Annotated in this window: 17 protein-coding genes; 9 read left to right on the plus strand and 8 right to left on the minus strand. The window is 43.7% G+C overall.

Annotated features, from left to right (window positions below; genetic code table 11):
* Positions 1 to 113: 113 nt before the first annotated feature.
* On the plus strand, positions 114 to 1700 hold the full coding sequence (locus tag AB4486_RS12780; RefSeq protein ID WP_372117302.1) for a BCCT family transporter: 1587 nt from the start codon (positions 114 to 116) through the stop codon (positions 1698 to 1700).
* 128 nt (positions 1701 to 1828) lie between these two features.
* Here the strand turns inward: AB4486_RS12780 and AB4486_RS12785 are convergent, their stop codons facing one another.
* Positions 1829 to 2191 carry a RidA family protein gene (locus tag AB4486_RS12785; protein WP_017062654.1) on the minus strand — a complete coding sequence of 121 codons (363 nt, stop codon included), beginning with the start codon at positions 2189 to 2191 and terminating at the stop codon, positions 1829 to 1831.
* Between the two features lie 281 nt (positions 2192 to 2472).
* Between AB4486_RS12785 and AB4486_RS12790 the strand changes: the two genes are divergently transcribed.
* Positions 2473 to 2919, plus strand: a complete 447-nt coding sequence (locus tag AB4486_RS12790; protein WP_017062655.1) for a DUF417 family protein — start codon at positions 2473 to 2475, stop codon at positions 2917 to 2919.
* A 115-nt stretch (positions 2920 to 3034) separates the two neighbouring features.
* Here the strand turns inward: AB4486_RS12790 and AB4486_RS12795 are convergent, their stop codons facing one another.
* The 6 genes from AB4486_RS12795 to AB4486_RS12820 all read right to left on the minus strand — a co-directional run bounded on the left by AB4486_RS12795 (position 3035) and on the right by AB4486_RS12820 (position 7721).
* Entirely contained in the window at positions 3035 to 3553 is a 519-nt protein-coding gene (locus AB4486_RS12795) for a GNAT family N-acetyltransferase (RefSeq protein ID WP_372117304.1), read from the minus strand.
* A gap of 69 nt (positions 3554 to 3622) precedes the next feature.
* Positions 3623 to 4087 carry an acyltransferase gene (locus AB4486_RS12800; protein WP_017062657.1) on the minus strand — a complete coding sequence of 155 codons (465 nt, stop codon included), beginning with the start codon at positions 4085 to 4087 and terminating at the stop codon, positions 3623 to 3625.
* A 118-nt stretch (positions 4088 to 4205) separates the two neighbouring features.
* Entirely contained in the window at positions 4206 to 4355 is a 150-nt protein-coding gene (locus AB4486_RS12805) for a hypothetical protein (protein ID WP_017062658.1), read from the minus strand.
* A gap of 94 nt (positions 4356 to 4449) precedes the next feature.
* Positions 4450 to 4806, minus strand: coding sequence for a hypothetical protein (locus AB4486_RS12810; protein ID WP_017062659.1), 357 nt, complete (start codon positions 4804 to 4806; stop codon positions 4450 to 4452).
* A 213-nt stretch (positions 4807 to 5019) separates the two neighbouring features.
* Complete coding sequence (locus tag AB4486_RS12815) at positions 5020 to 6267, minus strand: RidA family protein (RefSeq protein ID WP_372117306.1); 1248 nt, start codon at positions 6265 to 6267, stop codon at positions 5020 to 5022.
* A 569-nt stretch (positions 6268 to 6836) separates the two neighbouring features.
* Positions 6837 to 7721: an AraC family transcriptional regulator N-terminal domain-containing protein gene (locus AB4486_RS12820; protein ID WP_372117308.1), complete on the minus strand. Its 885-nt coding sequence runs from the start codon at positions 7719 to 7721 to the stop codon at positions 6837 to 6839.
* Positions 7722 to 7914: 193 nt separating this feature from the next.
* Here AB4486_RS12820 and AB4486_RS12825 point away from each other — a divergent pair, with 193 nt between their 5' ends.
* The 6 genes from AB4486_RS12825 to AB4486_RS12850 all read left to right on the plus strand — a co-directional run bounded on the left by AB4486_RS12825 (position 7915) and on the right by AB4486_RS12850 (position 13856).
* A complete protein-coding gene (locus tag AB4486_RS12825) occupies positions 7915 to 9063 on the plus strand; it encodes an iron-containing alcohol dehydrogenase (RefSeq protein ID WP_372117309.1) in 1149 nt (382 codons plus the stop codon).
* Between the two features lie 225 nt (positions 9064 to 9288).
* Complete coding sequence (locus AB4486_RS12830; protein ID WP_017078274.1) at positions 9289 to 10035, plus strand: amino acid ABC transporter ATP-binding protein; 747 nt, start codon at positions 9289 to 9291, stop codon at positions 10033 to 10035.
* A complete protein-coding gene (locus AB4486_RS12835; protein WP_372117311.1) occupies positions 10035 to 10832 on the plus strand; it encodes an amino acid ABC transporter permease in 798 nt (265 codons plus the stop codon). The genes AB4486_RS12830 and AB4486_RS12835 overlap by 1 nt, the downstream gene beginning before the upstream one ends.
* Positions 10833 to 10844: 12 nt before the next feature.
* Positions 10845 to 11654: a transporter substrate-binding domain-containing protein gene (locus AB4486_RS12840; RefSeq protein ID WP_017067595.1), complete on the plus strand. Its 810-nt coding sequence runs from the start codon at positions 10845 to 10847 to the stop codon at positions 11652 to 11654.
* Positions 11655 to 11792: 138 nt separating this feature from the next.
* Entirely contained in the window at positions 11793 to 12719 is a 927-nt protein-coding gene (locus AB4486_RS12845; protein ID WP_136975954.1) for an amino acid ABC transporter permease, read from the plus strand.
* Positions 12720 to 12911: 192 nt separating this feature from the next.
* Positions 12912 to 13856 carry an ADP-ribosylglycohydrolase family protein gene (locus AB4486_RS12850; RefSeq protein ID WP_102320749.1) on the plus strand — a complete coding sequence of 315 codons (945 nt, stop codon included), beginning with the start codon at positions 12912 to 12914 and terminating at the stop codon, positions 13854 to 13856.
* Between the two features lie 63 nt (positions 13857 to 13919).
* Here the strand turns inward: AB4486_RS12850 and AB4486_RS12855 are convergent, their stop codons facing one another.
* Positions 13920 to 14801, minus strand: a complete 882-nt coding sequence (locus AB4486_RS12855; protein WP_372117313.1) for a LysR substrate-binding domain-containing protein — start codon at positions 14799 to 14801, stop codon at positions 13920 to 13922.
* Between the two features lie 102 nt (positions 14802 to 14903).
* Between AB4486_RS12855 and AB4486_RS12860 the strand changes: the two genes are divergently transcribed.
* Positions 14904 to 15515 carry a LysE family translocator gene (locus tag AB4486_RS12860; protein ID WP_102428566.1) on the plus strand — a complete coding sequence of 204 codons (612 nt, stop codon included), beginning with the start codon at positions 14904 to 14906 and terminating at the stop codon, positions 15513 to 15515.
* Positions 15516 to 15523 lie beyond the last annotated feature (8 nt).

Below are 15523 nucleotides of genomic sequence, written 5' to 3' on the forward strand. Positions count from 1 at the left end.
TTTTTCTTAACAATTGTGGTAGTATCGCGGATTTTTTTGACGAACCTCACATTTACAATGCAAGTGTGGGAGAAATACATAGGCTCGAAAGAGCCAAATATAGCGAAGAAATAATGTCCAACTTGACGCAAGTCGCCAACGAAAACATCAACGCAGAATCTACTTCTATCGATTTCAATAAAGCTCAATCTTTGGGTGAAAAACTGGAACTCGGAAACCCAGTCTTTTGGCTTAGTGGCAGTTTTTTAACCCTCTTTGTCATCCTAGCCTTCACCAACACCTCCGTGTTGTCCGAACTTGTAAACATCGGCTTTAGTTATTCAACTAAGTGGTTCGGTGCTTTCTGGCAAGTCCTACTACTTCTCAACTTCATTATCGGTTTAGTGCTTGCACTAGGTCGCACCGGCCACGTTCGCTTAGGAACGCTTGCCCTACCTGAAATGACCACCTTCAAATGGATGTCTATCGTCCTATGTACGCTGCTAGCTGGCGGCGGTGTGTTCTGGGCAGCCGCAGAGCCTATTGCTCACTTTGTTTCGGCTCCGCCACTTTATGGCAACACTGATCCACAAGCGATGGCGTTTAACGCTCTATCACAATCTTTCATGCATTGGGGTTTCCTTGCATGGGCAATCTTAGGTGGCTTGTCTTCTATCGTGTTAATGCATCTGCATTACGACAAAGGCCTTCCTCTTAAGCCTCGCACGCTGCTTTACCCAGTACTTGGCGACAAAGCGATTAACAGCTGGGTTGGTAACGTAGTCGACGCATGCAGCATCGTGGCTGTAGCCGCAGGTACTATCGGCCCTATCGGCTTCCTTGGCCTACAAATCAGCTACGCGCTAAGCGAACTGTTTGGTATTTCCGACAGCTTTGCTACACAAAGTGTCGTTATTATCTTTGCTATCGCAATGTACACGCTTTCTGCTTTGAGCGGCGTGAACAAAGGTATCCAACTGGTAAGCCGTTACAACATCATCTTGTCTGTGTGTCTAATCGGCTACATCCTTCTTGTTGGCCCAACGAGCTTCATCGTTGATGGCTACCTGCAAGGTATGGGCGAAATGGTTGATAACTTCATCCCAATGGCGCTATACCGCCAAGATACAGCGTGGCTAGGTGGTTGGACGGTATTCTTCTGGGGTTGGTTCTTAGGTTATGGCCCAATGATGGCTATCTTCATTGCTCGCATCTCACGTGGCCGTACTATTCGCCAAATGATCGTTTCTATCAGCATCGTTGCACCGCTTGTAACGTGTTTCTGGTTCAGCATCGTTGGTGGTAGCGGTTTAGCGTTTGAATTAGAGAACCCAGGTGTGATCTCTAGTGCATTCGAAGGCTTTAACCTTCCTGCTGTGCTACTGGCCATTACCGCTCAACTGCCGTTCCCGACTTTGATTGCAATTCTGTTCCTGATCCTGACGACCACGTTCATCGTGACAACAGGTGACTCAATGACTTACACAATCAGTGTGGTAATGACGGGTACGACAGAGCCAAACGCAGCGGTACGTACCTTCTGGGGTATCATCATGGGTGCGGTAGCGATCACACTTATCTCGATGGGTTCAGGCGGCATCTCCGCTCTACAGTCGTTCATTGTAATCACAGCGGTTCCGGTATCGTTTATCTTGCTCCCGTGTCTATGGCACGCGCCGAAGATCGCGAAGCAGATGGCAAGAGATCAAGGTATCGCTTAATACCTGACCCGATTTAGTTTCGGGTAGCGTAGAACACTAAAAAGCCACTCAAGTGATTCACCTGAGTGGCTTTGTTTTATCTGTTCGTTACTTCTATCTACGAAGCTTATTTCAATCGATAGTTCGGCTTATTGAAACTTTTCACCCGCAGCAACCATAAACGACATCTCAACCAGTAGCTCAGGATTAGCAAGTTCTGCTTTCACGCATGCACGGCTTGGCGCGCAGCCTTCAGGGAACCACGCTTCCCAAACTTCATTGAGTGCATCAAAGTTAGCGAAATCCGTGAGATAAATAGTCACTGACAATACGCGAGATTTGTCGCTGTCTACCAAACTCATCATTTCTTCGGCTTGTTCGAAGATTTGCTGAACCTGACTCTTAATTCCTGCTGTTGTATCCGTCTCTGCCACTTCCACAAAGCTTGCAATACCGTTAAAAACAGTTACATCAGACCAACGTTTGGTCGGGTTAATTCTATGAATTTTCACTGGTTATACTCTTCTTATAATTAGGGTGAACATCAGCGTAATCTAATCCAAATCATGAATATTGAAAACAAAAATTAGAAAGCTCGCGTTACCTTTTGAACAGCACTATCGCCTACCCATTGCTTTGGTTCTCAACATCACTAGCCTTTGAGTTCCTATCGAGACAATAAGTCGCTACCTATTAAGTTTTTAGATAAATATATTAATTATTATTCTCAATGCGAAATTTAATCTGAGCTATTGCGGTCATATTCAGGGAGTTTATTAAATTGAGTACTTTTATGCATGTTCAAACCTATGATTTAAAACAGAGTAATGTGGGATATAACCTAGGCGTGATTGGCGTAGCGTTGGTGTTAGCTTGGATTGGTATTTACAAGTTTACGCCAACCGAAGCAATGCTTATCGAGCCTTTAATCGCAAACCATCCTGCAATGAACTGGCTTTACAATCTGTTCTCAGTCCAAGCTGTGTCTAACATGGTGGGTGGCGCGGAGATCATTGTCGCGATTGGACTGATCGTTGGATTTAAGAAACCGACAGTTGCCTTCTACTCAGGCATTGCTGCATCGGCTATCTTTGTTGTGACACTTAGCTTCCTGGTTACAACGCCAAACGCTTGGAAAGTATCGGATGGCATCTTAGTCACTAACTTCTTCCTAGTGAAAGATATCCTGTTTTTGGCTATCGCGATTAGCGTAATCGAACATAACAAACCTCAGAAGTAACCGTAAATCTAGAAGTGGCCAAACCTAGAAGTAACCTTAAACCTTTAAATAAAAAGACTCGAAGCTGGCTAGAAGGACGCTGCCAGCTTCTAATGTATAAGGCACTGATAGTCACCTAGTCAGCTAAAACCTTACGATAAAAATTAGCATCTTGATGTTCTCCTTTAAACACCGCGTAGCTCTCAACATACTCGACCAATTCAAAACCGGTATTGGATAAGATTTTGTTGGAACCGATATTGCCCACTAACGCATAGGCATCAACATATTTAAGATTGGTCTGTTCCTCCAAATAGAGTAGAAACTGCTTTACTGCGTTAGACGCAATGCCTTTTGAAGCAAAGGAACGACCTACTCGATACCCTAGCTCCCCACTTTCACGGTTACAGTCAATACCACGAATGTTGATTCTTCCACAGACAGTGCCATTGGCGTCTTTGATCAACATAGGGATCATCTCTCCGTTTTCATATTCAGTCAGAAAGTCAGTGATTTGCTCGGCCACACCCTCATTGGAATAGAAACGGTCTTCCCTAGCTGGAACAAATTGCTCAAACCACTCTCGATTTTCGACCTCAAAATCCAAGAGCGCACTCGCGTCATTCGGTTGAAGTAAGTGTAAAAATACATCCATGACAAATACTCTATTGTTTCCCTAAAAAGCCGCACCTTATGATTCATGAACCACGGCTTATTAATACGGTTACGGTAAACCTCTCAATTTCTTGGCTGGGTTACCTGCGTAGATACCTTTTTCGGTGATGTCTTTCGTTACCACACTGCCCGCGCCGATTACTGCACCTTCGCAAATGCTGACAGACAGAACCGTAGCGTTAGAACCGATCGTGACGTTGTCAGCTATCAAGGTACGCCCCCAACTTTCAGGATTAGGATCTGGCTTGCCCTCTTTGAATAAGTCGTTGGCAAACATGACTCCGTGACCAACAAAGCAGTCACTTCCAATGGTCACATACTCACAGATAAAGGTGTGAGATTGAATCTTGCTTCTCGCACCTATCACGGTGTTCTTTTGAATCTCAACAAAGGGGCCAACGAACACATCATCTTTAAGCTCACAGCCATAAACGTTACTTGGCTCGATGATAGTGACATTCTCGCCACAGGTAATATCAGTAATCTGTGACTTTAATACTCTTGGACTTGCCATACTTCACTTCCTCTCGACATTAGCGTCACAATTCAACCTAAGAGATTGTGCCGTAGCCATTAAAGTGCAGCAAATAGATATGTTGAGAGTTGGCAATGGATCAGAAATTCTGCATAAATTAAAACAGTCCTACCAGCACAACTGACAACAGCACCCCACCGATAAAACTTGGGGCGTGGAATGGCTGAGCTTTAGATCTAACGTACTCTTTTTGAAGGTCTTCTTGGTAAGTTTTAACGGCGAGTTCTTTTACGTAGTTATTTTGCATAATAAGCTCCTTCTTAATCAGTAAGAGAAGCTTAATACTTGAAGTTAGGTTGAGGTAAAGCAAAAAATCAGATTAATTGAACACTTTATTTTTGTTACTCGAGGATTACCCTGAACACATCGTTATTCACGCCGCCAACATCTACTAACTCTCCCGGTTTCATTAGAAGCGAGGTGTTAAGCTGTCGTGTTGAACGTGGCTCTTTTGTTTCTCGAATCACTAACATATCGACAAAATAGCCAGAGTCTTTCTTTGATATTGAGCCCGAAAACGTAACGCTTTCAACCCTATCGGCAAGGACTGAATTGAATGTTTTATCCTCTAAAACACCTGCGGCGATGGATGTATCACCATAAAATAGCGTGATGGTTGTTGGATCGGGTACCAACTCTTGATTGGACGAACACCCTATTAGGGTAAGGCATAGCAGTAAAATGGCTCGAAATTGCATAAACTGGTTTTCTTTATTACGTTAAGCGTCTGTTTTTCATATTAAAACACTTCAACCTTATAAATACCATGTTTACGGGATAAGCTTAGGTGTGTCGCTTCGATGGACTTGAGTAATGAAGTGAACGGATCAGATCTCGGCCTGTTGAGTTTGCTCCCTATTTGGAAGCTAAACCGAGATCTGATCGATATTATCGAGAAGGGTTCAATTGATTTATGCAACAACGTCTTGTGGAGGTGTCCCTTCACAGTTAGAAACGACAGCATCAATTTGTACTAAAGCATTCATTGGGATTTCTGAAACCCCTACTACCGTTCTTGCAGGCAGCTCAGCATTAAAGAATGTGGTGTAGACTTCGTTTACCACATCAATATCTGAAATATCCTTAAGTTGAATATTAATTTTCACCGTATCGTCCATGCTATGGTCAACGCTTTCAATTATCGCCTTAATATTGTTTAAACATTGTTCCGCTTGTTCTTTTACCCCGCCAGCAACGATTTCATTTGTTTTCGGATCTAAAGGTAATTGGGCTGAAATATGATTGTAGTGAGAGAAAGCAACAGTATGCGAATAAGGCATGAATGGTGCAGAAACAGTATTATTGGTTTCAATAACCAGTAAGCGAGTGTCTTCTGGTAATTGCGGCGGTGTACCGTCGCCATGTGAAATGGATGTATCAATTTGAATTAAAGCACCCATTAGTAATTCAGTTGCGTTAACAACGGTGCGAGCAGGAACGTAGCTTGGGAAGAATTTAGCACATACTTCATTTACCACTTCCGCATCTGCGATATTTTTTAGGTAGATAGTCGTTTTAACCACATCATTCATGACGTGTCCGATGCTTTCTAAAATAGCTTTAATGTTTGATAGACATTGCGCTGTTTGCGCTTTGATACCACCATCAACCAACTCACCTGTGGCTACATCTATAGGCAACTGAGCTGAAAGATTGTTGTAGTGAGAAAAGGCTGCAGTCTGCGTAGACACAGCACTTTGAGGTGCGTTATCCGTATTTCTTGAGACCTTAATTAGCGCGCAAGGAGCTTGTGGTTTAGTGCCTTCACCGTTAGAAATGAGAGCATCCATTTGAACCAGCGCATCGCTGTTTGTCAGTGCAGCGACACCCACGACAGTGCGTGTTGGCAGACTGTTGTGGAAGAAGCTTTTGTAAACTTCATCAATAGCATCGATATCAGAAATATTCTTAACGAAAACATTAATCTTCACGACATCATCCATAACATGGTCGATGCTTTCAACAATCGCTTTAATATTATTCAAACATTGTGCTGCTTGATCTTTAATATCACCGATGACTATTTCACCCGTTTTAGGGTCAATCGGAAGTTGAGCAGAAAAGTTATTATAATGAGAAAAAGCGACCGTTTGTGTAGATACAGAATTAATTGGTGCGTTTTCAGTGTTTCTTGAAATTTTAATGATATCGCTACTCATCGGTATTATCCTTTTAATAAAATAGGTATACGTATTTATATTTAACAATCGTATTTGGAAGAATGATTAAAGTAGCGCCATGTTAAGTGAATTATTTTAGGGTAAACGTGATACCCGTCAGACTCTAAGGTGACTATAAATCAGCAAGTTACAGAATAATTAGTCATCACACGACTAAATATCCGTCACATTTGGCTTTATCAACTGCTAAATTCTCTTTAATTTTTAAACTATTCAATAATCCTGAATACTCTCTCAAGTAGTGTGATAAGTAATTTACGAAATTTAGATGCAGTTTGATAGGTTGTTCACACTAAAACTTCGTTAATAGCTAAGTTAGTGAGTTTCTCCCCTATACCTGTGCATAAACTCTTAGGCTATTTAATTAATTATTTTCGAGAGCTTATTTTATATAAGTACGTTAATAATATATTCGAGAATCAAATACCTACAATCTGACAATGCCTATGATTAGATACATTTACTCATATAATTCAACAAATATGAGCAATCGTCACCATAGCTTTTGGCATTATAGCTCTCAACACATAGTTTCGTTGAAAGAAGAACTAAACCGCTCTTGGAGTAGTATTGAAGTGGCGCTTAAATTCGCGGCTAAATTGAGATGGGCTGGAGTAACCGACTCGACGTGCAGCATCATTAATACGAAGGCCTTCTAGTTGAATCAGCTCTTTGGCTTTATTAAGTCTAACCTTTTTCAAGTATTGAAGAGGTGATTCAAAGGTGACATTACGGAATGCATTGTGGAAGGCAGACACGCTCATGTTGGCTTCGTCAGCAAGCGATTGAACGGTGATGGTTTGGTCGTACTCTTCATGCACTTTAGACAGCGCTTTGGCGACACGTGCGTAATGGCCGTCATGATGGGCCAAATCAAACAGCACTCGCCCTTCTGAACCGGTTAAGGCACGGTAGACAATTTCGCTGACCATGGCATCACCCAATATGTTGGCTTCGATGTCGCAATGCAGCATTTTCACCAATCGAGTAAAACTTTCTAGCATTTGCTCTTCCATCGGCGTGGATTCTAAGCCGCTAGAATTCTGTTTGTGCTTATTGCAGTAGCTCTCTAAGAAGCCTTGATCTTCGAGCTTTTTGACTAAGCTATGCAAGCGTTGAGAATCAATGCTAATCGACAAGCCAAGCAATGGTTCACCATTAACAGGCAAGGCTTCGCACTCTAACGGCATTGGCACACCCACCACAAGATAATCACCTGCAGCGTAAGTCACTGGCCTTTCGCCAATGTAGATGTTCTTTTTACCCTGTCCGAGCATGATAATGCCAGACTGGTAAGTAAATGGCTGACGCTGATTCCCTCCACTGCTTCTATACAACCACACGCCGCTAATTTCAGTTTCTCTGATCCCTTCGAGATCATCCCAACCTTTGTGTTCTACATATGACTGTAACAACTGAGCGAGTGTTTTCATAAGTGGCGACTTTCCATTCCAAGTGCTAAGAGTAAGTAAGCTAAAGCAGAGGAAGAATATCAAGTTTGTAGAAATAGGCAATTTATTTGGAGGAACAGCTCTTCATTGACCTAGATTACTGTACTAATATGCAAATATAGAAATTGAGCAATAAACCAAAATAACAAATTTCGCTTTACACAAGGAATCTCTGATGCAATTTACTTACGTTAACCCTACTGTTATCCATTTCGGCCAAGGCCAAATCAACGCTATCAGCCAAGCGGTTGATACTTCGAAGAAAGTACTGGTCATCTATGGTGGCGGTTCAATCAAGAGCAACGGTGTTTACGACCAAGTTGTAGAATCTTTGAAAGATCACTCTTGGATCGAGTTCTCTGGCGTTGAAGCAAACCCTACCAAAGAGACGCTAGACAAAGCAGTCGCTCTTGTTAAAGAAGAAAACGTAGAATTCATTATCGCTGTTGGCGGTGGTTCAGTAATCGACGGCTCTAAGTACGTTGCTGCAGCGGCTAAATATGACGGCGACGGTTGGGACATCCTAACGGGCAAACACCAAGTAACTGAAGCGACGCCAATCGGTGCGGTACTGACACTTCCTGCGACAGGTTCTGAATCTAACATGGGTGCGGTAATCACGCGTAAAGCCACTCAAGAGAAGCTTGCTTTCCTTAACCCTGCAGTACAGCCTAAGTTTGCGGTTATGGACCCAGATGTAATGAAGTCTCTACCTGAGCGCCAGCTGATCAACGGATTAGTTGATGCGTGGGTTCACGTATGTGAGCAATACATCACGATGCCAACAGACGCAATGGTTCAAGACGGTTACGCAGAAACACTGCTTAAGAACCTACTTGTACTGGGTAAGCAATACGACGAGCGTCACAACGATGCATGGCGTGCAAACCTAATGTGGACAGCAAACCAAGCGCTTAACGGCCTGATTGGTACAGGTGTTCCTCAAGATTGGGCAACTCACATGATTGGCCACGAATTCACTGCACTATGGCACGTAGACCACGCACGTTCGCTTGCGATTGTTCAACCTTCACTACTTCGTAACCAAATCGAAGCGAAACGTGGCAAGCTAGAGCAAATGGGTCGTAACGTATTTGGCTTAGAAGCGGGTGCTGATTTAGCAGAACGCACAATCGCTGCAATCGAAGCGTTCTACCACAGCCTAGACGTAGCAACCATGTTCGACGGCTACGAAACAAACAAAGCAACGGCGATTGACAATGTTGTTGCTCAACTTGAATCACACGGCTACCTACAACTTGGTGAGAACCAAGCAATCACGCCAGAGAAAACACGTGAGATTCTAGAGTCTGCGATTCACTAAGAATCGGGAAAATAGAGAGAAAGTAAAGATATTGGTCATACAACGATGAATTTTCACATCTGACTGAACCCATTACTTTTTTCTTTCGTACAACAGAAGCAGCGTTCATTTTGGGCGCTGCTTTTTAATTTGCCCTACAAGATGCTATTAAATTCTCATAAGTCCTTAATTTTATGTGCATTCAGATTTCTATATTGGTAAGGTAAACCTGTCTCTTTACTAGGTATGAACAACGATTTGAACAATCTCAAGGAAATGGTTAAGTTTAAGTCACTTAACAAGTGGTATGGTGATTTTCATGCCCTAAAGGATATCGATTTAAATATTGAACAAGGAGAGATAGTGGTGATTTGCGGGCCATCAGGTTCGGGCAAATCAACCTTAATCCGTTGTATCAATCAGCTAGAACCTTTCGAAAGTGGCGAGCTTTGCGTGTTAGAACAAGTACTTCCGAGTAAATTTAACACACCTGGCCAAGTCGGAATGGTGTTTCAGCATTTTCATTTATTCCCCCATCTTACCGTGCTCGAAAACCTAACTCTGTCGCCTATTCGTACGCTTAAAAAAAGCAAACGAGAAGCCGAGAAGATTGCAATGCACTATCTCGAGCGCGTACACATCGCTGAACAAGCCAACAAATATCCTGTACAACTTTCTGGCGGTCAGCAACAACGAGTGGCTATCGCCCGTTCTCTGTGTATGAAGCCGGAATTACTCTTGTTCGATGAACCCACTTCAGCGCTTGATCCGGAGATGATCAACGAAGTACTCGATGTGATGGTTGAACTGGCGAGCGAAGGCATCACCATGGTGTGTGTCACCCACGAAATGGGCTTTGCAAAACAAGTGGCCGACCGCGTTATCTTCATGGATGAAGGACAAATTGTGGAATCGAATACCCCACAAGCGCTCTTTGAAAACCCTCAACATGAACGTACTCAAGCGTTCCTAAATCAGATCCTGACTTATTGATGTTGATTCGAATTATTAAACCAGCCCTTTCCGCTCTAATACAAATTGTTGTACTAGTGGCCGCTGTTGTCTGGATTCTCGATTCTGGCGCACAAACCATGGGATACAGCTGGCAATGGGAGCGTGTGCCGGACTATATTGCTTTCTATGAAGATGGTGAATGGTGGCCTGCAGAATTAGTTGAAGGGCTACTAGTTACCATCAATATCTCTTTGATTTCTTTGGTTGCAACGCTGGTGATTGGCTTAACCACAGCCCTATTGAGAAACTCCAATTCGGTGGTTGGACGCACCTTAGCCACCAGCTATGTTGAGTTGATTCGTAACACGCCGTTATTAGTACAAATTTATTTGCTCTATTTTGTATTTGGCCCCGTATTAGGGCTCGATCGCTTTAGTACTGCCGTTTTAGCCTTGGCACTTTTCCAAGGCGCTTACACCGCCGAGATATTTCGTGCTGGTTTAAATGGTATTGCGAGAGGACAATTTGAAGCAGCTCAATCCTTGGGCTTCTCAAAGACCTATACTTACTGGGATGTGATTCTTCCTCAGGTGGTGCAACGCACCTTGCCACCTTTGACCAATGAAGTGATCTCTCTTATTAAAAACTCTTCAATTGTGAGTGTCATGGCTATTTTTGACCTGACGACTGAAGCCAGAAACATCGTTTCTGAAACCGCGATGCCATTCGAGATTTGGTTCTCTGTGGCGATCATTTATCTTGCTCTTACACTTTCACTTTCTGCCGTTGCTGCTTGGCTTGAGCATAAGCTCGGAGCTAACTGGCGAACACAATAAGGATTTATCAGCATGAAGCTATTTAAAACCGCAATTACAGCCCTACTTGCGCTTGCCGTCAGTTTGCCTGCTCTTGCTTCTGAAACGCCTAACCTAGACAAAATCAACGAACGTGGCTCTCTACGCGTTGGTATGTCGACGTTTGTTCCTTGGGCGATGCGTAACAAACAAGGCGATCTTGTTGGCTTTGAAATCGACGTGGCGAAACGCCTTGCCGAAGATTCGGGTTGGAAAGTCGAGTTCGTTCCTACGGCATGGGACGGCATCATCCCTTCTCTACTTTCGAACAAGTTTGATGTAATCATTGGCGGTATGTCTATCACTGAAGCTCGCGCTAAAAGCGTATTGTTCACTGAACCTTACTCGCACTCCGGCGTCCAACTGGCAGCGAATAAAGAGCTAGCAGAAGGTTTTACACAAATCTCTGATTTTGATTCTCGCCGTGTAAAAATCGCTGCGCGTCGTGGTGCGTTCACAGTTCAAGTGGCTCGTGAAACCTTCCCTAAAGCGAAAGTTCTACAGTTCGATGACGATGCTCAAGCATTCCAAGAAGTGTTAAACGGCAACGCGCACGCGGTGATCGCGTCTAGCCCGAAACCAGAACATGAAGCGATTAAAAACGCAGACACGCTATTTATTCCATTCGAAGAACGCCTATCAAAAGGTAATGAAGCATTTGCAGTTCGCCTAGGTGAAACTGACAAGACAGAATTCTTCAACGAGTGGATCAAAGCACGTACTGAAGACGGTTGGTTGAAAGAGCGTTACGAGTACTGGTTCTCTACTCTAGATTGGCAAGACCAGATTGCTCAAGGTCAGTAATCAACTGCCAATTAGACGCTAAAGAACCAATCAAGGCAGTACCTTGCTGGTACTGTCTTTTAAGAAACACCCGAGATAGCTATAAACTCATAGCCACTCTCACAGCATATTAATTATCATTGTTTAAACAGGAATGACGTGAGTAGTACTAGCGCATTATCAACGCCCAAGCCCAACCTTCACACGAAGCCTTGGTATCAACGCCTCAATCTATTAGATGGAGTGTTGTTTGCGATCATTTTCGCGTTCGCAGGTTGGCTTTATTATCGTTCCGCTGTTGGTATTAACTACCATTGGCGCTGGGAAGATGCGTTTACCCTGATTTTCATTCCGCCTTCTCAAGGCAATATTCCTTACTTTTTCCAAGGCTTGATCGCGACACTGCGCTTGAGTGTTTGGAGCATGGTTTTAGCACTCTCTTTTGGCACATTACTTGGCGTTGCTAGGCACTCTAAAATTGCTTTCTTTCGTACGCCTGCACTGATTTTTATCCAACTGGTTCGAAATATTCCACCACTGGTTTTTGTCTTCATATTCTATTTCTTCGTTTCTAACCAACTGATTCCATTACTTGGTTTAGAAAGTATCTTACGTGAACACAACGGCGAGATTAACGCTGTTCAAGCCTTTCTGTTTGGTCCTGCTAACCTTTGGGAAAACTTGGCGTCTGGTGTTATCTGTATTGGTTTGCTCTCTTCGGCTTACATCGCAGAAGTGATTCGAGCTGGCTTAGAAAGTATTCCTAAAGGGCAATGGGAAGCGGCCGATTCACTCGGCTTATCGGCGTTGTCTAAGTATCGATTTGTGGTTGGCCCGCAAGTATTAACGGCCATCACACCGCCTTTGGCTGGCCAAGCAATCTCCTTGGTTAAAGACACGTCGATTGTGTCTCTGATTTCTATCCAAGAGATGACGTTTGTTGGTACTGAAATGGCAAACTCTTCAGGTTTGATCTTTGAGATCTGGCTCATTGTTGGCTTCGTATATTTTGCTTTGTGCTTTGCGCTTTCACGTCTTTTCAAAGTGATTGAGCAGCGCTCTAGTGCCTATCTCAACCATCAATAACACCACCAATCAAAAATACGAATTCACCAGACTATTCATCGCCCTTATCCATTTTACCTGATTGGTTTAAGTTATTGACCAATCAGGATTTATTCCTTCATATTTATTCTTAGAAACACAGCAAAATACTCGTCTAATCACTATACTTAACGTATCGAACTACGTTGATTCTTCTCAAGGACATCGCTCAACATGGACAATCATAAAGAAAGAGCTTTTTACGCCGTTGTCGGCGCATTGGTTGGAGACGCCGCTTCCATGGGGCTGCATTGGTTGTATGACCAAGAGAGGATCTTGCACGTGGCGGGTTTTGAACCAGAATTTCGCTCACCAAACCAGTTCGATTATCAAGACAAAGGCTACTTCGCCCACCAAGGTAAAACCGCTGGCGACCAATCACAATACGGTGCTCAGTTATTGGCGATGGTCGATAGCCTAGCCGATAATCAACACTACGACGAAGCGAGTTACATTAAGCACTTCCGTTTCTGGTTTGATTTTGGTGGCAGTTGGCAAGGTTACATTGATAAAGCGACTCGTATGAGCTTGCTGAACATACATAAACTAGAGCTAACAGAAGCTCCAATCACAGCCTGTGGCGCTGATGACACCCAGCTACCTGCTGTTTCAAAGCTAATTCCTTTAGTGGCGTGTACTTACACCTCTCACACCTTACCGGCAATGGTAGAGAGTGCGGTACGAGTGACCAACAACAACGACAAAGCCGTGGAATGGGCACAAGCCATCACCTTATTGGTTCAAGCGGCAATTCAAGGCAACTCTCCACTGCAATCGGTAGAAATGGTGCGACAAACTTGTAGCAAGTTCATACACGATCAAATCGACGAAGCACTGGCTGATCCTGAGCTTTCGATTACAGATGCCGCGAAGAAGTTTGGATTGCATTGTGAACTGAGTGCCGCGTTCCCCTTGCTGATTCGCATTATTGCAGGTGCTCAGAGTTATCAACAAGGCATTCGCGACAACATCTTATGTGGTGGTGACAGCTGCGGTCGTGCGATTGTAATTGGCGCGGTATTAGCGGCGTGTTTCTACGAAGGAGATGGCGAAATTCCAACCGAATGGCTAAAACAAGTCGAACTCAATGGTGGCGTGCTGTCTTTGCCTATTGAGTGATTTCCACAACAACGAACTAGAGCCTGACATAAGACAAGCACACTTCTAGGTCGGATGTCGTTCCTATAAAGTTGGAACACACTGCGATAACTCATTCTTCAGCCAAACAACAAACGGGCTTTCTGGCTCTTCATGGTTGCTATCTTGCGTGAGCAATATGTACTGGTGACCAGAAGGTACGAAGCCAAACGGCGCGATCAAGTTACCTCTTTCAAGATCGTCGGCGACAAGTGGATAAGACCCAAGCGCTATGCCTAACCCATCGACAGCCGCCTGAAAGCAAAAGTAGAAGTGTGCAAATGTTTGGTTCGCTCGAGCTTTTGACCACTCTCCACCATTAACTTTATCTATAGTGATAGCACCCCAATGACTCCAAGCACCTGGCCGTGTACTGCTGTGCAGTAATTTCACATCATCTAAGTTATCTTTTACCTGCTGCCAATAACCCGGGGAACACACAGGGCCTACCCACTCTTCAACTAGCGGTATCTGTTCGTAACGCTCGGTTAATTTAAAGTCATCTCGGCGAATCGCCATATCGAGCCCTGTCGTATTCAAGTTCACAGGCCCACCAGCAGTCGACAATCGAACATCAATTCCGGATTCGTTATAGAAATCACCGAGTCGAGGCATTAACCAACGCATGGTCAATGTGGGTTCGCATGAAACTTCCAACGCTTGATGATTCAGCTGATTAAGCTTATGGACTCCAGTCTCCAAGGCTTGGAACGCTTGCTCTGTGTAACCTTTGAGTAATTCCCCTTCTTTGGTGAGACACACATTCCTGCCCTGTTTGTAGAACAAAACTTGGGATAAGTGATTTTCCAATACCTTGATCTGCTTACTCACCGCGCCATGTGTGATATTGAGTTTATCCGCCGCTTCACTGTAACTACTCGAATGCGCTGCTACGTGGAAAATATGAAATGCTTTCAAATGTCTCATGTGTGATTTTTTCTCACAGATAGGTGGAATTCATTTCGATTATAGGCAGCAATAAAAAACCATACAATGCTGGCTCATCAAATATAAAGAGTTGGAGTCATTATGGAGTGGTTAATCCTAGCAGTATTGGGACTATTGATTGTTATCAGCCCAGGCGCTGATTTCGTTTTAGTTTTGAAAAACAGTGTCAACCAAGGAAGACAAGCAGGGATTTGGACTGCAATCGGTGTGAGTTTAGCGATTTGTGCTCACATCAGTTATTCAATGCTTGGGATCAGTTACTTAATCTCACAGAATGAGCAGCTGTTTGACATGATTAGATACGCAGGTGCAACCTACCTTATTTATCTAGGGCTAAAAGGTATCTTGAGTGCGGACAACAAGCTTGCACCGATGGAAGATGCAAAGCAAAGCACCAGTGTTTGGCGCTATTTAGCCCAAGGCTTCTTATGTAACGTGCTCAACCCAAAAACCATGTTGTTCTTTTTGAGCATCTTCAGCCAAGTCATCTCACCTGATGCAGAAAACCAGCATGTCGCGCTCGGCTATGGGCTTTACATGATCGTTCTTCACGGTTTATGGTTTGGCGTTGTCGCTATGCTGTTTACTTCGAATACATTGCAAAAGCATCTATTGAGAGCAAAGAAAAGGCTTAATCAAGCATGTGGATTTGGCTTAGTGACGTTCGGAGCACTGTTGGCGATTAAATCGTAAACAAGCGA

Source organism: Vibrio sp. 10N.222.55.C6, from assembly GCF_041473395.1.
GTDB lineage: Bacteria > Pseudomonadota > Gammaproteobacteria > Enterobacterales > Vibrionaceae > Vibrio > Vibrio crassostreae_C.